Here is a 23,567-nt window from a genome sequence, read left to right as displayed (position 1 = left end):
TTCCTCTAAAAGTAGGCAAAACCAGCAGCCCCGAGGGATTGGCAGCTTTGAATTTGTCCCAAACGGGCAGAGTAGCACTCACCCATGCAAGCGCGGAAGGGGTTTCGATCGGGAAGAGACAATGGCTGCCGGAAGTTCAGGGCTTCCGGCAGCCGATCTCCGATGGCGGTTGAGTTTTTGAGCCAAGCCGAAAAATGAGCCCCCAAATACGAAATCTGGGACCTTACGCCCAAATACTAAAACGCATACAATAAATACATAGAGATGAAAACGCTTCACACATTAAAGTTGGGGATTTTGGAGGTCCATACGATGGAGAACAAACAAAGCACCAAACCAAATCCGGTAATGGGGCCGCTCATTCCGGCGTCAATCGAAACCGGTTCAGTTCGCAAAAATACGCTCTGGAGGAAATTTGTAGCCCAGCGTCATCTGCAGACCATGGCACTGCTTGGTGTAGTGTGGATGATCATATTCAACTACATCCCGATCTACGGCTTGATTATTTCCTTCAAGGAATATAATATCGTCAAGTCGATCGCTGAAGCCCCTTGGGTGGGCCTGGAGCATTTCAGGGAACTGTTCGCAGATGAGGATCTGCCGAATGTTATCCGCAACACGCTGGGGATCAGCTTGATCAAGCTGCTTATCGGGTTCCCGCTGCCGATCATATTCGCCCTGTTCCTCAATGAGGTCCGTTCCATCAGATTCAAGAAGACAATTCAGACGATCTCCTATCTGCCGCATTTCCTCTCCTGGGTTGTGCTTGGCGGCATTCTGGCCACCTGGCTCGCGGATATAGGGATTATCAATAATATTCTGCTTGCCCTCAATCTGATTGACAAACCGATCACTTACCTGGCTGAACCGAGTTACTTCTGGACGATAATCATCACTTCCGACATTTGGAAGGAGCTTGGCTGGTCAGCGATTATCTACCTCGCGGCGATCGCCGGCGTGTCTCCGGAAATGTATGAGGCAGCAACGATAGACGGCGCAGGACGTTTCCAGAAAATGTGGTTTGTCACTCTGCCGGCCATCCGGGCCACGATTAGCATCCTGTTCGTTCTGGCAGTCAGCGGTGTACTGAACTCGAACTTCGACCAGATTCTGGTGCTGCGGAATTCGCTTAACGACAGTACATCCAATGTAATTGATTACTATATCTATCAGACAGGTATTGTCTCCAACCGCTTCTCCTATTCTGCGGCGGTCACCCTGGTCAAAGCGGTCATTGCACTGATTCTGCTGCTGATTGCCAATCAGGTATCCAAAAAAATCAACGACACGTCGCTGTTCTAGGACAAGGAGGACCTATATATGTTTGCTCTTAAACGTAAAACCAAAGGCGAAGCAATTTTCGATATCGTCAACAATCTGGTTATGCTCTGCGTCTGCTTCCTGACGCTGTATCCGATCTGGTATGTGCTCGTCAACGCTTTCAATGACGGTAATGACGCCATGCTGGGCGGGATTTACTGGTGGCCGCGGATGTTCACACTGAAGAACTTCGATGCAGTATTTGCAAGTCCGGGGATTATGCTGGCGATGGGGGTTACCGTACTCAAGACAGTCCTTGGTGTGGCTCTGCATGTATTCTTTACAGCGATGGTAGCTTATGCCTTGTCCCGCAAGGATCTGGTTGGCGGCAAGCTCTACATTCTGATCGGCACCATTACATTATTCTTTAACGGCGGCCTGATCCCAACCTTCCTGCTGATGCGTGATCTGCATTTACTCGATAACTTCATGGTCTTTATCATTCCTGTCATGTTCAGCTTCTTCGATCTTATTATCTTCATGACCTTCTTCCGGGAGATCCCCGAGGGTCTGGAAGAAGCAGCGCGGATTGACGGAGCCAATGACTGGTCCATCTTACTGCGGATCGTGCTTCCGGTCTCCATGCCGGTTATTGCCACCATCGCGCTGTTCCACGGCGTGTATCAATGGAATGATTATTTTGCCGGCATCATCTATGTGAACAATGTGGACCTGCAGCCGATTCAGACCTATCTGTTCCGGGTTGTGGCCCAGTCCAGCTCGAATACGATGATGGTTGCTGTCCAGGGCAGCGCGGCCACAAGATCGGTAACCTCCCAGTCCATCAAGCTGGCAACCATGGTTGTCACAACGCTGCCAATCGTGTTCGTCTATCCGTTCCTGCAGCGCTATTTCGTTAAAGGCATGATGATCGGCTCCATCAAAGGCTGAGCATCTGCGAACCACAAGGTAACTCCTCCGGAGCCCATTGTCTTGCGGGCAGCGGGGTTGAGCTTATAATTACTATTTTCTAGAAAAGGGGTAAACAAGCATGGGCATGAAACATAAGCCAAAGAAAATGGTCCTGCTGCTCTTGGGACTAATGCTGACATTCTCTGCAGCGGGTTGTTCAAGCAATAATAATGCCGCAAACGGAAATACAGCAACGGAGAAGCCGGCTGAAGCTACAGAGGCACCGGCAACCAATGCAACAGAAACGACAGCTCCGGCAGCAACAGGCGATGAGCCAGGCTGGATGAGCGACACTTCACCAATCACCTTCGACTGGTATCTGAACTTTGCCTGGTTTGCCAACAAATGGGGCGTAGATCCAACTTCGCAATATGTTTCGAAGAAGACCGGCGTTAATGTTAACTTTATCGTGCCTGCAGGGAATGAGAATGAGAAGCTGAACACGCTGATTGCTTCCGGCAAGCTGCCTGACTTCATCACCCTCGGCTACTGGGAAGATGCCATCAAAAAAATGGTAGAAGGCGAATTGGTGCTTCCGCTGAACAAGCTGGCTGATGAATACGACCCGTACTTCTACAAAGTTTCCGATAAAGATAAGCTTGGCTGGTACACTCAGCCGGACGGCAATGTATACGGCTATCCTAACTCCTCCTCTTCTCCTGCCGACTATGAAAAATATGGCGATACCTATGTATCGAACCAGACGTTCGCAGTCCGCAAGGATATTTATGAAGCCATCGGCAGTCCGGATATGCGTACCCCTGAAGGCTTCCTCGCTGCGCTGAAGACTGCACAGGAGAAATTCCCTGAAGTCAACGGCCAGCCGCTGATTCCGCTGGGTCTGCATGAGTTCACTGAGAACGGCAACGACTCGCTGGAAGGCTACATTCAGAACTTCCTGGCGATTCCTTGGGAAAAAGACGGCAAGGTATATGACCGTGAAACCGATCCTGAATATGTACGCTGGATGAAAACACTCCGCCAGGCTAACCAGGACGGATTGCTGGCAAAAGATATCTTCATTGACAAACGGGCACAAATGGAAGAAAAAATCGTACAGGGACGCTACTTCGCAATGCTGTATCAACGTACAGACTTTGCTTCCCAGCAAGGAACTATTTTCCAGAAGAATCCTGAGATGGTCTACATTGCTGTAGATGGACCAGCCAACACCAAACTGGATCAGCCTACACTGAATGGCCCTGGGATCTCCGGCTGGACCGTTACCCTGATCTCGAAGGATGTTAAGGATAAAGCACGCGCAATTAAATTCCTCAGCTACCTGAACAGTGAAGAAGGCCAAAAGGATCTTTTCCTGGGCGAAAAAGGGGTCAGCTATGATACAATTGAGGGCAAGGATCAATTCCTCCCTGAAGCCCTTAAGCTGATGAACTCGGACCGTGCAGCATTTGATAAGCAATACGGCTCTTCGTTCACCTTCTGGATGATGCAAAATACGAATATTACTGACCAATGGGCACCAAAATCCGTTGAGCCGTTCAAACAACTGGAAGACTGGACCCGCGGGAAATCTATTAATACTTCGGAATTCCAGCTGATTGATCCTAGCGGTAACTCGCCGGAGGGCATCATCGCGACCAAGCTGAAACAGCTGCGCGGCAAAACCATGCCGAAGCTGCTGATGGCTGAATCCGATGCGGAATTCGATAAGATCTGGTCTGAATATCTCACCAAAAAAGAGAAGGAAGGTCAAGCGACCTTCGATGCATACCGCCAGACTAAATATGAAGAGAACAAGAAAAAACTCGGAATGTAGTCTCCAATATAAGACCCAATTGCCCGCTAACCGCGGGCTTTTGGGTTATTTTCTAGTAACGGGATCTACAAGGCTCCAGCTATTAACGGAGAGGTGAATATGCGCAAACGAACAGGAGCATTATGGAATTCCTTCCGTTATTGGCTCGGACGGAGATCACTGCAAAGCCGGCTGGTTGTGGCTTATATCTTTATTATTCTGGGACCCAGTCTGCTGGTGTCCTTCTATTCGTACAAGGCCATTAACAATACGTATATGCAGGATGCGATCGAGAAAAACGACTATCTGCTGCAGATGGAGAAGCTGCATGTACTCAATCAGATTGAGGCGATGGAGCGGGCGCTCCAGATGGCGTATAGTGATAAAATCACCCGGGAGTATCTGATCAGCGAAAGTGATCCTACACTCGGAGAGCTGATTGATTACAACACAACCAGCTTCATGAACCTCAGCCAGATCCAGTTCAATAATCCGAATATTGAGCATTTGTACCTGTATTCCAGCAGCAAAAATGTATATGAGATGTGGCCGGTTATTTTCCGTGAGTCCCGGGTCTCCATGGAGCCCTGGTTTCAGAAGGCATTGGAGCTGGAAGGATTGCGGAATCTGTGGTCCTTTCAGAACTCGGATATCGACCTGATGAAGCGCTTCTCGGGGGAAACAGAGCAGGGGCAACCGAAGGTATCGGTGCTGCGGGAGATCAGCATTCCGGCGGGCAATCACATCGGGATGGTTCAGGTAGATATGCTGCTGAGTAAATTCACACCCAAGACGTATACCTCCGTGCAGGATAATGAATCCCAGATGATTCTTGCGGATGATGAGCTGAACCTGTTCACCCGGACAGACAACTCTTTTCTGGAGAATAATAAGGGGCTGACTGCGGCAATCAAAGACCGGCTGGCAGAGTTCGGAAAGACCGGTAAATGGGTGATGGATTATAAGGAGAACGGGAATTCCTTCATGCTGATTCAGGCGCCGCTGGAGCAGATCAATGCTTCTCTGGTCACTGTGGTCTCGATGAAAGGTGTGATGATGGATATTTCGCGTACCCGTAATCTGATTATTGGGGTCAATATCGGCTTCATCTTCCTGGTCACTGCCATTGCTTACGTGCTGAATGCATTCATCCTGAAGAATCTCCGCCGGCTGACCGAAACGATGAAGAGAGTCCGCCGGGGAGAGCCGTATGGAAGTATCCGCGTCAGCGGAGGCGGCGAGGTCGGCGAGCTTGCCCATCACTTCTCCAAGCTGATGAACACAATTAATACGCTGGTGGCTCAGGCTGTCCATAAACAGGCGCTGTCGAAGGAAGCTGAGCTGCGGACGCTGCATAATCAGATCGATGCCCACTTCCTCTACAATACACTGGAGAATATCAAAATGCTGGCGGAGATTGAGAATCAGCGGACGATCTCGGATGCGCTTACCCGGCTTGGCGGCATGATGCGCTATAATTTCAAATGGACGGGTGAATACGTGAAGCTGAAAGACGAGATCCGCCATATCCAGAACTATATAGAGGTTATGAATATAAGATTCGAGCATACCATTAGGCTGGAGCTTAATATTGACAGCGCTTATCTGGAAGTGGAGGTGCTCAAAATGTCGCTGCAGCCGATTGTTGAGAACAGTGTAAAGCATGCGTGGAATGCGGACGGGATAGAGCTCACGGACCGTGTTGTGCGGATCGATATTACGGAGGCCGAGGGGGATATCTTCATCTCGCTGCGCGATAATGGCCTCGGGCTGACGCCGCAGCAGCTGACCCAGCTGCATGAGGCGATTTATGCCAAGGAGGAACCGGGGGCTGACCCTTCGGGAACCAGCAGCGGCGGGTATAAGTCGGGAGGCGTCGGACTGCGCAATGTGCATCAGCGTCTGCAGCTGTTCTACGGTGAAGCCTACGGGCTGGAAGTGCAGAGTGAAGCAGGGAAATGGACAACTGTGTTCATGTCACTGCCCAAAGTTCTATTGACGGGGGATAACTAGCTATGACCAATCTGCTGATCGTGGATGATGAAAAAATGATCCGTCAAGGTCTGAAGGCGATGATCGAACGGGAATATCCGTCTGTCTACAGCATCACGATGGCGGGCAACGGTGCGGAAGCGCTGGAGCTGTACAAGCAGGAGCGGAAGGATGTCATTATTACGGATATCCGGATGCCGATTATGGACGGGATCACGCTGCTGGAACGTTTGTCGGTGGAAGCAGGCAAGGAGGAGCCGCCTGCTGTCATTATTTTAAGCGGCCATGATGATTTCGAATATGCCAAAAGCGCGATCCGCTACCGCGTGAAGGATTATCTGCTGAAGCCGATCCGCCGCGAAGAGCTGTTCGAGATTCTCGAACGGATTGACAAGGAGGGAATGGACCGCCAGTCGAGCAGCCTGCGGCAGAAGCAGGAGGCGGAAGGCTACCGCCGCGAGCTGCGGATTGCCCACCTGCGGGGGCTTTTGATGCAGCGGGAGGTAGAAGCATCGGCGGCACAGCTGGAGGAGCTGTCGACGCTGCAGATTCCTTTTACAGTAGGCGTGGTCAATTATTATCACCGGGACGGCGCGCGGATGAATCACGGAGAGGTCCAGGGCGTGCTGGAGCGGCTGATCGGACCGCTGGAACATAAATTCACGGAAATTCTGACCGATTGGGACGGGAAGCTTGTACTTGTGGGGAATATGGAGAGCTTCCTGGAGCTGTCCGGTAAGGCTGAGGCCAAAGAACTTAAGCGGCTGCTCATCGGCATCAGCAGTGAGAGCCGGAGTCCGGAGCAGTTCCGTGCCTGTTACATGGAGGCGTACCGGGCGCTGCAGTATACTTTTTTGTCCCCGCAGGCCAGTTTTGTCGACTATAAGGATATCCGCGCCGGCCGCCTGAGCTTCCCTTCCCCGGAGGAGGAGCTGCGCAAGCTGCTTAATATGCTGGGAACCGAGCGGGAGAAGGAGATTAAGACGCTGCTTGGTGTTATTTTTCAGACGGATCATTTGCTGCATCTGGATTTGGATTACCTGGAGAATGTAGGGCGGAGTATTAATGAACGGGTGCTGGATGAAGTGTTCCGTGTGCATGGAGAGGCTTCGGTGGAAGTGCTGAAGCTGTACCGAGCGGTCGGCAACTTGTATAATTTCAGCAATTTCCATGACTATTACCGGGCACTGGAGCATTTGCTCCTTAGTGTGAACGATTATATTATAGGTATAAGATCTGCGCATACCGAGCATGCGGATATGGAAGAAGCGCTGGCGTATATCGAAGCGAATTATGCGCGTCCGCTGAATATGGCTATGGTCAGCAATTATGTCTCGCTCAATTATTCATATTTCAGTGAAGCCTTCAAGGCGTACACCGGGGAGAGCTTTGTGCTGTATCTCAAAAAAGTCCGCATCCGCCACGCCAAGGAGCTGCTGGCTGATCATTCCGTCAAGCTGGCTGGGGTCTCTGAGGCTGTAGGTTTTGAGAACAGCAAGCAATTCGCGCGTGTCTTTAAGGAGCTGGAGGGTATCTCTCCCGGTGAATACCGGGCGAAGCAGCTGATGGAGCGTTATTCGGGGCAGACGGAGGATAAGGAATTTTAAGATATGAACAACGGATGGCTAGAGGCTGGAGGCAATGGAATGGAAGAAGTACAAGGAACACTGATTACCGTAGATACACTTGCCGCCGACTTCCGTAAGCTGGGCGTGCATGAAGGAATGACACTGCTGCTGCATTCTTCCTTTAAATCACTGGGACAATGGGTGGCTGGTGGTCCGGTTGCCGTTATCCTGGCGCTGGAGAAGGTACTGGGTGAAGAAGGGACGCTCGTTATGCCTACGCAATCCTCGGATCTGACCGATCCGTCAGGCTGGAGCAAACCGCCGGTGCCGGAGGCCTGGTGGCCCGGCATCCGGGAGCATATGCCTGCATATGACCCGGACTTGACTCCGCTTAGAGGGATGGGCGTGATTCCCGACTGCTTCCGCAAGCAGCAGGGCGTCCGGCGCAGCAGTCATCCGATCGATTCTTTTGCCGCCTGGGGGAAGCACCGGGATGTCATTATCGACGGGCATAGCCTGGAGTACGCCTTCGGTGAGCAGTCTCCGCTGGCCCGGATCTATGAGCTGGGAGGAAGCGTGCTGCTGCTTGGCGTAGACAATCTTAATAATACCTCACTGCATCTGGCGGAATACCGGGCAGACTATGCCGGGAAACAGGAAGTCATGGCTGCAGCGCCGATGATGGTGGACGGAGTCAGACGATGGATGGAATTCAGTGATTACAACTGGAACTCGGATGATTTCACGGAGCTGGGCGTGGACTTTGGCCGGGAGACCGGACTTATTGCCAGCGGTTTGGTGGCCGCATCGGCGGCACAGCTGATTCCGCAGCGGGAGATTGTGGATTACGCGGTGAAGTGGCTGGAACGCAAGCGCACGTAAGAGGTGCGGAGGCGTAATTGATTATGGATAGAGCAAGAGAGCTATCGGCTTGAGGGGAGCAAAGTTTCATGACTACAACAACGGTGTACATTACCCGGCACGGGCAGACCGAATGGAATGTGCAGAAGCGGATGCAGGGCCATCAGGATTCAGAGCTTACGCCGCTGGGCGTCCAGCAGGCAGAATGGCTAAGCCGGAGCATGCAGCAAGTGGAGCTGGACGCGGTGTACGCGAGCTCTAGTCCCCGGGCGCTGCGGACGGCGGAGATTATCATGGGAGAGCGGGACTTGCCGCTTACGGCCTGCGATGAATTCAAGGAGATCGGCATGGGAGTCTGGGAAGGCCGTGATTCCGCAGAGCTGCAGGTTCAGTATCCGGAGCAGCATCAGTTCTTCTGGAGCGACCCGGAGCAGTTCAGTGTAGAGGGCAGTGAGACCTTTGCAGCGGTGCAGGAGCGTGCGCTGGGCAAGCTGCGGGAGATCGCAGACCTCCACGCAGGCGGCTCGGTGCTCATTGTGACGCATACGGTTGTGATTAAGGTGCTTATGGCTTATTTCGAGAGCAGAGCCATGAACAAGCTCTGGGATCTGCCCTACATCTATCCTACCTGTCTGTGCAGAATCGATATCACGGACGGTATGCCCGAGATTGTGCTTCACGGCGATACCAGTCATTATGAGACCACTGAGGGCGGGATGGAATCCTGATTCTGCAGCACGGACTTCTTAAGAATAACAGGGCGATGTGCATGACGGCATCGCCCTGTTTGACGTGTTGCGCCGGCCGCTTCCTGCGGCTTCGCAGGTGAAGCAGCAGCTGCTTGCGCTGCGCTGCCCGTAGCTCCGTCCAGACTGATGAATTGCTGTGCAAATTACAACAATTTACTTCTGGTGAGCAGCGAATCCGCAATAATCTTGCAGAAAGTGCAACAACCTAGCTCTGACGAGCACCAAACCGGCAAAAATCCTGCAAAAAGTACAACAATGCGCCCCGGAAGGCCCCTTCTGTGCGAAAATTCTGCAGAAAGTACAACATTTTACTTCTATCCAGCAAAAATTGTAATGCCCGCCGGAAGTCCAGACATTTCACGGAGTTTCGAGCGTGGCCTAGCCCAAAATTATAGAAAACAGAGTTCAGTCTATACAGGTATATTACCCGTTAGGGTGACTTCACTCTTCGGACGCGTGCTCTGTTCCAGCACGGATAAGTCCCCGTCCAGCGCCTTCAGTCCCGGCAAGCGCAGCGCCACTCCAGCATACAGGGCAGGAAGAATTCCTGCGGCCAGCAAAAGAGCAGGCACCCCATAGAGCTCAGCGACCGCTCCTCCTGCCAGGGCGCCGAGCGGTGACAGGCTCCCGCCAATCAGGAACCGGACCGAGTTGACCCGCCCCTGCAGGTGGCCGGGAACCAGCCGTCCATGCAGGGAGGAGCTTAAGGAACCGAAGAAAGGTCCCAGCAGTCCGGCGGCGAATACCGCAAATAGGGCAAAGAAATAGCTGGGGATGAACCCCCACACCATAGTGACGATACCCGATAAGCCCAGGCTGCCGAGCATCACGATGCGCCGCTTCGTGATCTCGCCCATCAGGGAGATCACGCCCAGCCCGGCTAAGTATCCGAGCGCAGAGGCCGTGGACAGCGAGCCCACCGCTGCTGCATCCCGGTGCAGCACCTCGCGGACATAAGGGACCATCATGGTCCATACGGCAATGGAGCTCAGATTGCTGACGGCGGCCATCATCATAATCGTCAGCATGGCGGGGAACTGCCGGTAGAACGAGAAGCCTTCGGCTACCTCCCGCAGATAGAGGGCTGTCGAGAAGCTGCCGGCAGGAGCTGCTGCCGGCTTACCCATGCGGGGCAGCAGCAGCAGAGTGGCTATCGCTGCCGTATAACAAACGGCATTGATGCCGAGCGCCGGCAAGGCCCCGCTGGCTGCGGTCAACACGCCGGCGAGGGCCGGGCCGAGAAGTGCGGCGGCACCCTTGCAGCCGTCGATGATTGCAAAGGCGCGCATCAGCTTGCTGGTGCTTGCGATGCCGGGAATCACGGCCATTGCGGTTGGCATGAACAAGGCGGAGCAGGCTCCGCTGAGACTGGCGGCAGCGAACAAATGCCACAGCTGCAGGTGGCCGGCCAGCCCCATGCCCAGCGGCAGCAGGAGGGCCAGCAGACGCAGCGACGCGAGGCAGGCCATGAACCGGACGCGTGGCAGCCGGTCGGACAAGGGTGAGCCGAGCAGGCGGAGCGCCTGTTCCGGAATCATGGAGCTGAGGGCAAGTGCACCCATAGCCAGCTTGGAGCCAGTCAGCTCATAGACAAGCCATTCCATTGCCAGCAGTCCAAAGGCATCGCCGAAGGCACTCAAGGAAATTGTGGATAATAACCCGTAATAGCTGCGTTTCTGCATAGAACTCACCCCTCCAGATATTCCCCGATTCGTCCGGGCAGGCCGTTCAGCGCCTCAAGGCGCAGGCTGTAGGACGTGTTTTTGCTGGTAGTATGAACAATGACCAGGCCCGCCGCCCGCAGTGCGATCAGATGGTAGTGGATCGTGCTTTTGGACAGGCCGACCTCCTTCACAATCTCAGTGAAATTCAGCTGCCTGCCGGTCAGCAGGCGAAGAATGTAGAGCCGCGTCTCATCCGACAGCGCCCGGGTAAGCCGCAGCAGAGCCGGTGCGGGCCGCCCATCTTCCGGAGGAAGAACATCGCAGGAGTAGCTGGTGAATACAAATTCATCAAAAAGCGTGGAGGTTACGAGAGGCCGGGCATGATATTGCGGTGTAATAATGACCTGCTTCAGGGTTTCTGAAGGGTATAGCCGCATACCTGCTGTAGCCGCTTCGTACACCTCCATATCATTCGTGCCGGTCAGCAGCGCTGCCCTTGCACCAGCCTCCTGCTGCAGCCCTTCCATAATGGCCGGATCAATGCTGCTGAAGTACCCCGTATCCCAAGCTCTGATGACTTCAGCGGCAGAGCTTCGCAGCTCGGCCAGGTTGGAGGGGACGGTCTGCCCGAAGCGGCCGGCAATCTCATACAGCTCACCCGGGGAGAGGACTTCGAACCAGCCCAGGAACTTCTTGACCGTGCGCTCTTCCGGACAGCTCCATATGTAAGGAGACAGACTGAAGTTATCGGTGAGCTTCATTACTTCTTTCATTTTCTGGAGCATTACGGGGGCGAACCGGGTCTGTACCTCGCGGATCCAGGAGATTCCAGCGTCCATAGCATTGTGGTTCTGCTTCCCGATAAAAGCATTTAAGCTGGAGATGCACTCATAGATTGGCGCGAAATCGACTGTTACCTTGTAATCCATAGGGGGTACCTGCTTTCTGGAGAAGTGATATTACGGCAGAGATGAACAAGTAGTAACTATTTTTGATTAGTTCTATAAATATAGAACTGACTGTTAGTTTTATAATAAACGAACATATTTGTGTTTGCAAGGGCTGACTTCACAAGTCTCCAGGATTTTTAAGAGCGCGTGTCACAAAATCAGGATTTTGACAGTTATACAGGCAGAGAGGAGGGGGAGCTGTGGATGAAACGGAAATCTGCCGGACGAACAGAGACGCAGAACAGGAGCAGGCGGCAGAGCTGACCGTGGAGCAAAGGGTCGAGAAGGTTCAGCTGGGAGATATACAGGCCTTCACTTGGATCATCAGACATTTTCAGCGGCCGATTTACCTGTACTGCTATTACCTGCTGGGTAACCGGGAAGAGGCGGAGGATGCGGCTCAGGAGATTTTTATCAGAGCCCTGGAGCGGGTGGGGCAGTACTCGGCAAAGGTCTCTTTCTCGGCCTGGCTGTACACCATTGCACGCAACCATTGCCTGGACCGGATTAAACAGAGAAACAAAGGCTTCAGGCTGCTCTCCATCTACAGGAGCCATCAGCAGCAGGCGGAGTGCGCCGAAGGTTCACGATATACGGAGGTTGTTCATGAACTGCTGGAGAAGCTGAGTATGGAAGAACGGCAAATTCTGCTGCTGAGGGCACTGGAGGAGCATAGCTTTGAGGAAATCGGAACGATTATGGACTTGAACCCCGGGGCGGTCCGCAAAAAATATGAACGGATGCGCAAAAAACTCGGACGCCGTCAAAACAGTGGAGGGATGATCGCTCATGAACCACGCTAACAGGGAGGAAGAAGAACTGGAGCGGATCGGTCGGATGGTCCGTGATACACCGGTTCAGGTAGATCTGGAAGAACGCATAATGAACCGGTACGTGGACGGGCAGCAGCGGGGAACGAGGACAGAACCAGTCGGACTAAGCAGAAGGCGAGGCAGTGTACTTCGAAGAGGTGCAGGCATAGTGGCTGCGGTGCTGCTGCTGCTTCTGCTGATCACGGGGACAGAGTTTATCTCTCCGACGCTGGCCGCGTCCATTAAGCAGATTCCGGGGATGGAGTCGATCTTCAGACTGGCCGGGGATCTGGGGCTGCGGAATGCGGATCAGCAGGGGCTGGCGGCAGTACAGAAACCTGAGCTGAGCGATACCCATGACGGACTAAAGCTTATTGTACCTGAAGTGCTGTACGATGGAATTCGCGTATCACTGGGGATCGGGCGCCAAACGGATGTGTTGGAGTTCCGGCAGGGTGATGTTAGTGATCTCATGACAGCTATTAAGCTGTCGATCAACGGTGAGGATATTAATACCTATGGTCCGCTTGGCAGCAGCGGCGGCGGTTCGTTTGGCCCGTTCTTGCTTCGCGGGAAGGATGCGGATTCAAGGATCATTCAATTCACGGATTTGCAGAATCAGGGGGGGCGGGCTTTCCCGGATGATTTTGAGCTCACGCTTACCATAGAAGTACAGGGGATCCAGGAGCCTTTTGTAATTAAGCTGCCGGTGCAAAAGAAGACTTATCACAGCATCATTGCGGAGCCGTTAATCCGCCAGAGCTCCGGTATGATTTTCACACTCGATACTGTTGAGCTTACTCCGATTACAACGAGGATCACCACCCGGCTTGAACAGCCTGCGGGTCAGCCTGTCGATCATAAGGATTTCTTGGGCTATGATCTTGTGGATGATCAGGGCCATGTATTGCGGGAGATCAACGGGTCTACCGGCTGGAATGCCACAGGGGGCAATGTGCTGATCGCTGCTGCACTATTCGAACCGCTCCAGAATAAGACGGAGCATATTACGGTAAGGCCCTTCCGGATATTGTCCATAGACCCGGAGGGGAACCAGGAGAAGGAGTATATCCCTGAATTTGAGGTGGAGGTACAGGTGCCGGTATCAGCGCCGGTGCCGGTGTCATCGCTGGCGAAGTAATCATACCCGTATAGAAAAAGGCGGCACCCGCAGCGCATGATGCGCCGCGGGTACCGCCTTTTCAATGTCTAACTTTGAGCCTGGTCAGTTAATGAATTGAAGTGACTTCAAGGTCTTCTCCAGCATCGTAGCGGCTTCCGCACGGGTAGCCAGCTTCGCCGGAGCGAACGCGCCGTCAGGTGTCCCCTGAATGATGCCTTCGGCAGCTATTTCTGCTACTGCTGCTCTGGACCAGTCCGGGATGCCTGCAGCATCACTGAATTTTGCCAGCACTGCCGGATCGGCAGTCAGGGTTTTGCCGGTGTACTTGATGGCTTTGGACAGGACCGCAGCCATTTCCTGGCGGCTGATCGGATTGCCCGGCTTGAAGCTGCCATCCGTATATCCGGTAATCAGACCTGCTGCGGCTGCTGTCTGTACGGCATCAGCATACCATGCGCCTGTGCTGACATCACGGAAGGTGGTTCCTCCGCTTGCGGATGCGAGTCCGAGAGAGCGGGTAATCAGTGCCGCGAATTCTGCCCGCGTGATAGACAGCGAAGGCGAGAAGGCGGTACTGCTGGTGCCGGTAATAATCAGCTTGGAAGCCAGCAGCTCAATGGATGATTGCGCCCAGTGCCCTGTAGTATCACCGAAGGTCTTGGTGGACTTCACAACCGTATAGTAGCTGTTGCTGTTGCGTTTGATCGTCACTTCAGTATCTCCGTCTGAGATGCCGGCGAAGATCGAAGGTACGAAGGACAGCTTGCCGGTAGCCGGGTCATAGGAAACGGCTGTTGCCCCTTGAGAACTCAACGCTCCCGTCGCAGTAATAGTCCGCTTCACGTAGGTGCTGCCGAAGCTGTTCAGCGGCACACTTGTATTGCCGGCCTCAGCGGTAACCGAGAATTCAATGACCGGTGCGGCCAGAGTGACGGAGCCAGCCTGTGCTGCGATAGCCTTATTCAGACTGTCGAGTGTGGAGGTATCCGCCTGGAGCAGAGAGACTGTAACCGTAAAGTCACTGGTACCAAGCTGGGCAGCCAGTGCCGTTCCGTTAATAAGGCTCAGCGGCAGCGAATAGGATGCTCCGCCGGTAGAGGTGAAAGTCAGCACTGTATTTGGTTTAGCAGCAGCCTGCTGAACCAGCACACTGCCCGGCAGTACAACTTGAGCACCGCCTCCTGAAGCCGTAAGCGGGATGATCAGCTCACTGGTGCCGGCAGGCAGGGCTGCGAGCTGCGCAGTCAGATCAGCTGCGGTAATCGTTGTTACCTGCGGCGGCACTGCTGCTGTAGCAGTAGCTGTTGGACTAGGTGATGGTGTTGCAGTTGGTACCGTTGTTCCCGGACCTCCACCTGAACCTGCAGTCGGTGCCGGTGTTGGTGTAGGAGTCGGTGCAGCACCTTTCAGGTCTGTGATGCGTCCTTCTATACCGATATTTACTATTTTGAGTTTATCCAGATAATCCGTAAATACTTCATAATCCGGCAGGTACAGCTCATAATAACGTCCGTCTGCTTTAGCTTTCGCTAGGGAACGGTAGAAGTCGCCGCCGCCAGCCATGAAGGAGTTAGTCGACAGAATGTAGTACGCGTTAGGATCAACTGCGGTGTAGCTGCCATCTGCCTGCTTGATATCAACAGAGATGATGCGCTGACCTTCCTGCTGTAGTACATTTGTTGTCGGATTGATGATTTCTGCGGTCTTGGTGGAGTCATAGGTATAACGCATTCCCGAGACTTGAGCAAAGCGGCCTTGATCGTTTTCCAGTCCGCTGACGCCATTTTCCAGGGAATCGATAATTTCCTGTCCGGTAACCTTCAGAGCCACCAGACTATTAGAGAATGGCATAACTGTCAGCACTTCACCCAGGGTAATTGTGCCCTGGTTAATACCGGCACGGATACCGCCGCCGTTCTGAATGGCTACAAATCCCTTGATGGTAGACAGCTCGGATTCAGGAATCAGCTTGCTGACCAGTTCTTTAGCCTTGACATTGATTCCATCAGCAATCAGGTTTCCGAGATTGGTTTCTTCATTACGGACCACACGGGTGAGCTTGCCGTTAATCATCCGCTCATAGACAAGTGGAACAGTAGATTCGCCAACCACGGTCTGCCGGATTTCGGTCAGTTTTGCATCGTATCCTGCCAGCATTTCTTTAGCCTTAAGATCTTCTGCATATACCGTGGTGTCGATTAGTTTACCGTTATACGTAGTGATGATGCCCTCGTCGTCAAAGTTAACATCAAGTTCGCCGAGGTATGTGCCGTATTCACCGGTCTGTACTATCAGTGTAGGCTCGGTGTCTGCATTGACGAGCACCGGTGAATCCAGCTTGGTGTGGGAGTGTCCCCCGACAATGATGTCAATACCCGCAACCTCTACAGCTAGTTTTTGGTCAACATTGTAACCCAAGTGGGATACAGCGATGATTTTGTTAATGCCGAGCGCCTGCAAGGATTTAACAGTACTTTCAGCGCTTGTCTTGTAGTCTTGGAAGGAGATGTTTTCGCCCGGTGAAGATAGGCCAACGGTGTCCTCAGTGGTGAGACCGAAAATACCGATCTTCTCTCCATAGACTTCCTTAATTACTGATGGATAAATATGCCCGTCTTCTACAGGAGTAGCGGTATCCGATCCGCCAACCTTATCTACGAAGATATCCTTCAGTTCATTATTCTTGGTGGTAAAATCGATGTTTGAGCTGATGAACGGGAATTCTGCCTTGTTGATGAAGGATCTAAGCGTAGGCAGTCCTTTATCGAATTCATGATTCCCAAAGGTCATTGCATCGTATCCGATGTAGTTCATAAATTCCAGATCGGCAAGTCCTTCGAACTTAGTGAAGTAAAGGGTACCCGAGAAAACATCCCCTGCGTCAATCAGTAAGGAGTTTCCGGTGCGCTCCTGCTTGATGGCTGTCATCCGTTTAACCACTGTTTCCAGATGACTGTGTGTGTCATTGGTGTGCAGGACTCTCAGGGAGAAGTCTTCATCAGGAGTAGAAGCTCCTTTCAGGTCTGTGATACGTCCTTCAACACTGGAAGTCACCGGATTATGTTTCTTCAGGTAGGCTAACAGGACTTCAAAGTCGGGTAGACCCAGCTCGTAATAACGTCCGTCTGCTTTGGCTGAAGCCAGTGCGCGGTAGAAGTCACCGCCGCCTGCCATGAAGGAGTTCGTGGACAGGATATAGTAGGCTTTGGGATCGATCGGCAAGTAGGAACCATCTGCCTGCTTGATATCAACCGAAACGACACGATTGCCGGCTTGTGTTACCATACCTGTTAATGGATCTACAATTTCAGGTGTCTTGGTAGAATCATACGTGTACTTCATACCGGATACCTGAGCGAACCGGCCTTGATCTGAGCTGAGTCCGCTGACCGAGTTCTCCAGTGAAGAAATAATTTCTTCTCCGGTAACTTTCAGTGCGACCAGACTGTTGTTAAACGGAAGAGTCGTCAATACTTCGCCCATGGTAATGTCGCCTTTGTCAATGGCTGCACGGATACCGCCGCCGTTCTGGATAGCGATAACACCTTTAATGGTATCCAGTTCAGTCTTCGGTACAAAGTTTGGCATTAGTTCTGTTACTTTCTCCGCGATGCTGTCGGCAATCATGTTGCCAATTGGTGTTTCTTCCTGCCGCACAACACGAACGGACTTGCCGTCGATGGTGCGGTTGGTATAGAGATCAACATTGGAATATCCTACTTTCTCAGCCCGGACAGCCGAGAGCTCGGAGTCATATTTGGAAGCTAGTTTAGCTTTGGCTTCCGGATCTTCGGCATATTTGGCCACTTCCAGCAGCTTGCCATTGTAAGATACAATCTCGCCGTTCTTATCGAAGGTTACATCCAATTCTCCTAGATATTGGCTATATTCTCCAGTCTGAACGACCAATACTGGTTTACCTGTACCGACGTTGGTAACAGGCTCCGGAGGGTTGTCGATCTTCGTGTGTGAATGTCCGCCGACAATGATATCGATGCCCGGAACGGCTGCGGCTAGATCTTTATCAACGGTATAGCCTAGATGGGTTACAGCGATAATTTTATTGACGCCTTTCGCTTCGAGCATCGCTACGGTATTCTTCGCGCTCTGCACATGATCCTTAAAGCTGATCTTATCTCCTGGGGAAGACAATCCGACGGTATCCTCTGTGGTTAAGCCGAAGATTCCAACCTTCTCCCCATAGACGTCTTTGATCACAGCCGGATAAATGTTACCGTTGTAGGCAGTATCGCCTTGTGCAATCGTGACAATGTCGTCATGGTACAGCTCCGCAAGTTCGCTGTTTTTGGTTGTGAAGTCAATGTTGGAGCTTGCAAACGGGAATGCTGCAGCTTCTACAAAATTCTTGAGGATTTCAGGATGTTCCTTGTTCTGGTCAAATTCATGGTTCCCGAATGTCATCACGTCGTATCCGATGTCATTCATGAAATCAACGTCAGCCATTCCCTTGAACGTAGTGGAGTATAGTGTTCCGGAGAAAACATCACCTGCATCAAGCAGCAGGGTATGGCTATTGCGTTCCTGCTTGATAGCTGTGGTTCGTTTGGCAATTGTCTCCAAATGTCCATGTGTGTCGTTCGTATGCAGAACACGCAGATCGAAATTGGTTAGATCGAATTGGGCTACGACCGGATCATGGTCGGATACCCGTCCGCGGGATTCGGGGAAGTCTGCGTTCAGATGGACGACATCGACTTTGGCGGAATTCGCGATGTTTTTGCTGGTCAGGATATGGTCAAGTACCTGGGAGTTTCCGTCATACGTGTAAGTGTACTGTTCATTAAGCGGTAATTTTTCGATCAGATTATCGAGCTCATTGCCTTTGAGAATTGCGGCGGTCTTGGTGAATTGGAAATCGTTCAAATCGCCGAGTGCAACAATATTTGCTGACGGGTTGGCGGCCAGCACATCTTTGACAAAGCCGTTCACGACAGCAGCAATTTTGTGGCGCTGCACTTCACTCGAAAGCACTGGAGGCTGAACATTTCCAAACGGCCCGTTGTCGCCGGATTTTGAATTAAAGTGGTTAGCAATTACAATGACTTTCTCACCATTAAATTCAAATTGTGCCGCAAGCGGCTTACGGGAATTCGCGAAAGCATCATTTGTCGGGGCGATTCTTCCAGGATTGTATGTCAGTTCGTCTGCTTCTGCATTGTAGCTGACGGATTGAATGGCTGAGCCCTTTTGTCCGTTAATGCTGTCAGAAAGCTTGACTCTTGCTGGATTATACAGGAAGCCTACACGGATGTTGCCGCCTGGTGCTCCACCGTCTGCGTTGTTTACAGGAGCAATATCAATGTAATTGTAGGCCGGACCTCCGGCTGTCTGAATGGCCTGAATCAGCTCGGCTGCACTGGCCTCGACGGTACCGTTGTTGGTTTCCCCATCGCTGTCCTGCATCTCTACAACGCTGATGATATCCGGCTTTTTCAGATTTACTGTGATAGACTGGGCCAGCTTCTGAATCTTCGTGGCACCTACACCTGGATAGTAGTTCTCAATATTGTAGGAAGCAATCAGCAGCTTCTCCTCATCTACAGTAATTGTAGAGGTTTCCTGTGTGAAGCTGCTTGGGGTAATGCTCGGCAGACTTCCATTTGCAGGGATAACTTTATAGTTGCCGTTGTTATAGCCGATAACGCCTGTAACATCCCCATTAAATTTATCACCAGTACCGACTTCCTGACCAGGATCACCATAGGCGATCAGCAGGCGTTGCGGGTTGAGGTTGTCTGCTCCTTTGAGTACGAGACCTCCGGCAGCTGTAATTACATCTTCGGCTGCATTGTCCACTCTTGCAGGAATATTATATACGATTGATGTACCGCCGCCGCTTGTCCAGTAAGGACTAATAATAGTAGGGGTAGGGAGGGTGACGAGCATGCCCTCAAGGGATTCATAGAAATCTATGGCATCCTCAGTAGGCTGGAATACAGTTAAACCATCATTATCGATGACTGAAGAAGGGATTGCTCGTCCGCCTTTGCCCAGTACTACAGGTTCAGGCAGGTCTGCTTCCTTAGCTATTGTATTGATTGTGTTGAGTGTAATTTGTGTGGAAGTCATGTTGCTGCTGCTTCCTTCATTATATTCGGATACAAGTCCCGAGACAGATACATGATCCCCGATATCGGGCTTCAGGCTGGTATTGGTGCTGTATACGAATATTCCTTCGGATGTACTGTCATTATCGTCCGGTTCAGGGTCTTGAATGAAGAAGCCTTTATAATTGCCGTTTGCAAAAGTATATCCGTATTCAGTAACAATCCCTTCGACATCCTTAACAGTTTGTCCGGCATAATCGGAGATGTGCGATTCGCCTTGAATATCATGAATGCGCGGAAGCTCTGAAGCTACGTATTCAAAAGTATAAACTTTGCTGGTCTGGCCTTGGGATGAAGCAATCGCCTTAATCACTGTGTCAGCCGTTATTAAAATTGGTGCTGTGTACAACATGCTGGATATTGTTGGCTCTGATCCGTCAATCGTATAATAGACTTCCGCTTCTGCGGTAGGGCTGGACAGCGCAACAGAGCTGCCGATGATGATACGGCCCGCACCGGGACTGGCAGTAACAGAGAATAGTTCTTCTACCAGACTTTCTGCACTGAGCGGAATGAATTGATAAACGGTATTAAATTGTTCGATTACACCAGTGATCCGGTCAAAATGTTTACCTGCAGTCAGCTGAGAAAGCCCTGAGTAAATTGTAAAGGTCTGATTGCCCTGGCTGGCAATGACAGTAGTACCTTCTTTGCTGTCAATAGTCACATCTGTAAGTGTGACGAGCTGGGCTTCATGGGCTTCACCATTTGCAGCTGTCAAGTCTGCAGCGGTAATTAATTTGGCTGCAGGTATGCCGATAGTTTCAGTAATAACTTTATATTCAAGTCCTGCCGCAGGTTTGAGCTCCTGCAGATTATTGTAAATATCCATAGTACCCTGAACTTCAACGAGATCTCCGACCTCGGCGAATGCCGGGAATCCGTACAGCACGATGGCTGCAGTCGCATCCTGAATATACATTTTTGGGCCGTCGATGCGGGTAACTACACCTTCGGTCCATACATTCTGGCCTTTAGGCGCAAGTCTTGCCGAGGCAATATCTGTTTTCGTTAGGATCGTGTAGTTATAAGTGGACGTTGAACTGTATACCGAATCCGAAACTGAGGCGTACGTTTTGATTGTGGTAGGTACGTTCAGCAGGATTTGACCGCTGTATGGCTTGAATTCTGCACCAGCGCCGTCTATGTAGACTGCGGCGTAAACGGATGCACCCACTGCAGAAGAGTTAAGGGAGATGGCTGTACCAGCCGGCCAGGCGTTAGCTGCTGGGTTGGCGGTTACCGCTTCTACGGCTTGTGTAAGGCCATAACTGCTGTTACGGGGATCAGGGGTTCGAACAACGAAGTCTGCAGCGTTATTGTCTGTATCCAAGCCGCGGTTGCCGGCAGGTGCGCCCGTTAGTGCAAGCCGAATGGCTGCTGTGGAGTTAGACAGGGCAGGTGTAGGTAAGGTTTCCGAGGAATTTGCCGTTCCATAACCTACGAAATCAATAACATTTTCTGAACCGTCTATCAGATTTACTTTGCCGTTAGTACCGCTGAAATCTAAGCTGCCGGTAAGATCAGGAGCAGGGAGATCGGCACCATTACCGCCAGTTCCCGCTTTCTGTTGTATAAGTAGGTACCCACCAGCCTTAATTGTTCCGCTTAAAGTGGCAACATTATTGAATGCACCAGTGGCGCTGGCATACCGCACCTCCCAACCTTCAAGACTCACTGCTGAATCGGTTGGATTATATAATTCAATGAAATCATTCTTAAATAATGCGCCGCTGTTGCCGCCGCCGCCGTAGACCTGTGAGATTACAATATTGCTGTTATCTTTTGCTGCCTGTGCGCTTTGTCCGGCTGGTACTACAATGCCAATAAGCATTAACATTGCTAGTCCTGCGGATAACCATTTCTGCATCCTGTGAGATATAACCATTATTCTAAACCCACTCCTCTCAAAACTATGATTTACAACCTATTAAGTGTAACATCTGTTTGTAAAATGAAAGGTTGTCTCACATGAATATATATTAATTTCGAGTTAATTAAAATTAAATGGAGGTAAGTTTATACAAAATGCACAAAAAACCTAGAGATATGTAGTGATAATCTATAACAATTACATCTTGATTACTTTCAATATTAGAATAAAATTGAATTTCTCGTAAATTAAATGTTATGTTTGCGTAAAATGAATGTATTTTTTGTCCACAATATTAAAATGAAAAAGCAGAGCGGTAATTCTCAAAAATAAGAGAATTGCTGCTCTGCTAGTTTTCTTGTTATATTTGTTCAGCTCAATTTCAGATGTGTTGTATATTAAGTTCAAGCCGCTCCTTGCCGCCCATATAAGGCCGCAGTGCCTGCGGGATATAGACCGATCCATCTTCCTGCTGATGATTCTCCAGCAATGGAATCAGAATGCGCGGCGTAGCTACCGCCGTGTTGTTCAGGGTATGGCAGTACTGCAGCCGCCCGTCTTCATCGCGGTAGCGGATACCTGAGCGGCGGGCCTGGAAGTCGAGCAGATTCGAGGCCGAGTGGGTCTCGCCGAAGGCTTCCCTGCTGGGCATCCAGGTCTCAATGTCATATTGCTTATGTGTCTTCATCGCCATGTCGCCGCTGCAGACGGCTACTACCCGGTAAGGCAGCTCCAGCAGCTGGAGAATATGCTCGGCATTGCCGAGAATCTCCTGCAGCATCTGCTCCGACTCCCCGGGATCGTTCCGGCACATCACCACCTGTTCGATCTTCGAGAACTGGTGCACACGGTACAGCCCGCGTACATCGCGGCCTGCCGAGCCTACCTCGCGGCGGAAGCAGGCCGACATTCCGGCGAGCCGCAGCGGCGTTTCAAGATCGAGAATCTCATCGCTGTACAGCGAGACCAGCGACACCTCTGAGGTGCCGGCGAGCCAGCGTTTTTCTCCCGTGAGCTCATAGGTCTGATCCATGCCGCCCGGGAAGAACCCGGTCCGCTCCAGCGCTTCCGGCCGGACGATTACCGGCACATCCATCACGGTGAAGCCGCGCTGCATCAGCACATCCAGCGCCAGCCGCTGTACGGCCAGATGCAGGAGCAGCCCGGCCCCCTTCAGCACATAGCTGCGGGGTCCGCCGGCTTTGACGCCGCGCGGGATGTCTAGGATGCCGTGCAGCTCTCCGAGCTCGACATGGTCACGCGCGCTGAAGCCGAACACCGGCGGCGCGCCATGCCGCCGCAGCTCCACATTCGCGCTGTCATCCGGCCCGATCGGCGTATCGGCCGATATGGGGTTCGGCGCGAGCAGCAGCAGCTCGCCGCAGCGGCGCTCCGCCTCCAACAACTCCGCCTCCAGCGCGGTCAGCTGGGCATTGATCTCCCGCACCTGCTCTTTCGCTTGTTCTCCGCCTGCACCGTCGCCCTGCCGCAGCAGCCGCTCAACCTCTTTGGTCAGCGCGTTCCGGTCCGCCCGGCGCTGCTCTGTTTCCCGGCGGGCCTTCCGCCGCCGGTCATCCCATTCCAGCAGCTCCGCAAGCGGGAACGCTACCTTTTTCCACTCCGCCGTCTTCCGTACAATGTCCGCATTCTCCCTGATCCAGTTCATGTCCAGCATGCCGCTATCGCTCCTTTTGTGTTAAAAAAATGCAAAAAACGCCCTCATCCATGGGACGAGGAGCGTCAGCTCGCGGTGCCACCCAGGTTGACCTAATTCCGATAAATAGCTGTAAAGCGCGGAATAAGGCCCTCTTTGGTCTTCGCGGTAACGGGCGAAACCCGGTAAACTTAGGGAACAGGAG

At 52.0% G+C, this 23,567-nt stretch carries 14 protein-coding genes; 10 read left to right on the top strand and 4 right to left on the bottom strand.

Annotated features, from left to right (window positions below):
• Positions 1-38: 38 nt before the first annotated feature.
• The 8 genes from NYE33_RS01740 (at position 39) to NYE33_RS01705 (ending at position 9,137) form a co-directional block, all read left to right on the top strand.
• Positions 39-173 carry a hypothetical protein gene (locus tag NYE33_RS01740; RefSeq protein ID WP_256704074.1) on the top strand — a complete coding sequence of 45 codons (135 nt, stop codon included), beginning with the start codon at positions 39-41 and terminating at the stop codon, positions 171-173.
• Positions 174-312: 139 nt separating this feature from the next.
• Entirely contained in the window at positions 313-1,302 is a 990-nt protein-coding gene (locus NYE33_RS01735) for an ABC transporter permease (protein ID WP_039309713.1), read from the top strand.
• Positions 1,303-1,320: 18 nt separating this feature from the next.
• Entirely contained in the window at positions 1,321-2,211 is an 891-nt protein-coding gene (locus NYE33_RS01730; RefSeq protein ID WP_042133123.1) for a carbohydrate ABC transporter permease, read from the top strand.
• A gap of 100 nt (positions 2,212-2,311) precedes the next feature.
• On the top strand, positions 2,312-4,009 hold the full coding sequence (locus tag NYE33_RS01725; RefSeq protein WP_042133124.1) for an extracellular solute-binding protein: 1,698 nt from the start codon (positions 2,312-2,314) through the stop codon (positions 4,007-4,009).
• A 99-nt stretch (positions 4,010-4,108) separates the two neighbouring features.
• Positions 4,109-6,001, top strand: a complete 1,893-nt coding sequence (locus NYE33_RS01720; protein WP_042133126.1) for a cache domain-containing sensor histidine kinase — start codon at positions 4,109-4,111, stop codon at positions 5,999-6,001.
• Positions 6,002-6,003: 2 nt separating this feature from the next.
• Complete coding sequence (locus NYE33_RS01715) at positions 6,004-7,587, top strand: response regulator (protein WP_341064551.1); 1,584 nt, start codon at positions 6,004-6,006, stop codon at positions 7,585-7,587.
• Positions 7,588-7,626: 39 nt separating this feature from the next.
• Positions 7,627-8,430, top strand: coding sequence for an aminoglycoside N(3)-acetyltransferase (locus NYE33_RS01710; RefSeq protein WP_042133129.1), 804 nt, complete (start codon positions 7,627-7,629; stop codon positions 8,428-8,430).
• Between the two features lie 68 nt (positions 8,431-8,498).
• Positions 8,499-9,137: a histidine phosphatase family protein gene (locus tag NYE33_RS01705; protein ID WP_341064549.1), complete on the top strand. Its 639-nt coding sequence runs from the start codon at positions 8,499-8,501 to the stop codon at positions 9,135-9,137.
• A gap of 431 nt (positions 9,138-9,568) precedes the next feature.
• On the opposite strand, the gene NYE33_RS01700 is transcribed toward NYE33_RS01705, so the two are convergent.
• Positions 9,569-10,840: an MFS transporter gene (locus NYE33_RS01700; protein ID WP_042133133.1), complete on the bottom strand. Its 1,272-nt coding sequence runs from the start codon at positions 10,838-10,840 to the stop codon at positions 9,569-9,571.
• 5 nt (positions 10,841-10,845) lie between these two features.
• On the bottom strand, positions 10,846-11,751 hold the full coding sequence (locus tag NYE33_RS01695; protein WP_076248848.1) for an ArsR/SmtB family transcription factor: 906 nt from the start codon (positions 11,749-11,751) through the stop codon (positions 10,846-10,848).
• Between the two features lie 221 nt (positions 11,752-11,972).
• On the opposite strand from NYE33_RS01695, the gene NYE33_RS01690 reads away from it, so the two are divergent.
• Both NYE33_RS01690 and NYE33_RS01685 read left to right on the top strand, forming a co-directional pair.
• Entirely contained in the window at positions 11,973-12,575 is a 603-nt protein-coding gene (locus NYE33_RS01690; RefSeq protein ID WP_336103471.1) for an RNA polymerase sigma factor, read from the top strand.
• Positions 12,562-13,725: a DUF4179 domain-containing protein gene (locus tag NYE33_RS01685; protein ID WP_341064547.1), complete on the top strand. Its 1,164-nt coding sequence runs from the start codon at positions 12,562-12,564 to the stop codon at positions 13,723-13,725. Before NYE33_RS01690 ends, NYE33_RS01685 begins: the two co-directional genes overlap by 14 nt.
• A gap of 84 nt (positions 13,726-13,809) precedes the next feature.
• Here NYE33_RS01685 and NYE33_RS01680 read toward each other — a convergent pair whose 3' ends face one another.
• Together NYE33_RS01680 and serS are read right to left on the bottom strand one after the other, a co-directional pair.
• A complete protein-coding gene (locus tag NYE33_RS01680; RefSeq protein WP_341064544.1) occupies positions 13,810-21,669 on the bottom strand; it encodes a 5'-nucleotidase C-terminal domain-containing protein in 7,860 nt (2,619 codons plus the stop codon).
• Positions 21,670-22,090: 421 nt separating this feature from the next.
• Positions 22,091-23,383, bottom strand: coding sequence for a serine--tRNA ligase (gene serS, locus NYE33_RS01675; RefSeq protein WP_341064542.1), 1,293 nt, complete (start codon positions 23,381-23,383; stop codon positions 22,091-22,093).
• Between the last annotated feature and the right edge of the window lie 184 nt (positions 23,384-23,567).

It is taken from the genome of Paenibacillus sp. FSL R10-2199 (assembly GCF_038000235.1).
GTDB lineage: Bacteria > Bacillota > Bacilli > Paenibacillales > Paenibacillaceae > Paenibacillus_AQ > Paenibacillus_AQ phytohabitans.
Note: the sequence above shows the minus strand (reverse complement) of the source record. Positions and strands in the feature narration are given on the sequence as shown.

Bases quoted from the DNA above. Each gene is read 5' to 3' on its own strand.
- NYE33_RS01735 (WP_039309713.1), top strand. From the start codon at position 313: ATGGAGAACAAACAAAGCACCAAACCAAATCCGGTAATGGGGCCGCTC.
- NYE33_RS01730 (WP_042133123.1), top strand. From the start codon at position 1,321: ATGTTTGCTCTTAAACGTAAAACCAAAGGCGAAGCAATTTTCGATATC.
- NYE33_RS01725 (WP_042133124.1), top strand. From the start codon at position 2,312: ATGGGCATGAAACATAAGCCAAAGAAAATGGTCCTGCTGCTCTTGGGA.
- NYE33_RS01720 (WP_042133126.1), top strand. From the start codon at position 4,109: ATGCGCAAACGAACAGGAGCATTATGGAATTCCTTCCGTTATTGGCTC.
- NYE33_RS01715 (WP_341064551.1), top strand. From the start codon at position 6,004: ATGACCAATCTGCTGATCGTGGATGATGAAAAAATGATCCGTCAAGGT.
- NYE33_RS01710 (WP_042133129.1), top strand. From the start codon at position 7,627: ATGGAAGAAGTACAAGGAACACTGATTACCGTAGATACACTTGCCGCC.
- NYE33_RS01705 (WP_341064549.1), top strand. From the start codon at position 8,499: ATGACTACAACAACGGTGTACATTACCCGGCACGGGCAGACCGAATGG.
- NYE33_RS01700 (WP_042133133.1), bottom strand. From the start codon at position 10,840: ATGCAGAAACGCAGCTATTACGGGTTATTATCCACAATTTCCTTGAGT.
- NYE33_RS01695 (WP_076248848.1), bottom strand. From the start codon at position 11,751: ATGGATTACAAGGTAACAGTCGATTTCGCGCCAATCTATGAGTGCATC.
- NYE33_RS01685 (WP_341064547.1), top strand. From the start codon at position 12,562: ATGAACCACGCTAACAGGGAGGAAGAAGAACTGGAGCGGATCGGTCGG.
- NYE33_RS01680 (WP_341064544.1), bottom strand. From the start codon at position 21,669: ATGCTTATTGGCATTGTAGTACCAGCCGGACAAAGCGCACAGGCAGCA.
- serS (WP_341064542.1), bottom strand. From the start codon at position 23,383: ATGCTGGACATGAACTGGATCAGGGAGAATGCGGACATTGTACGGAAG.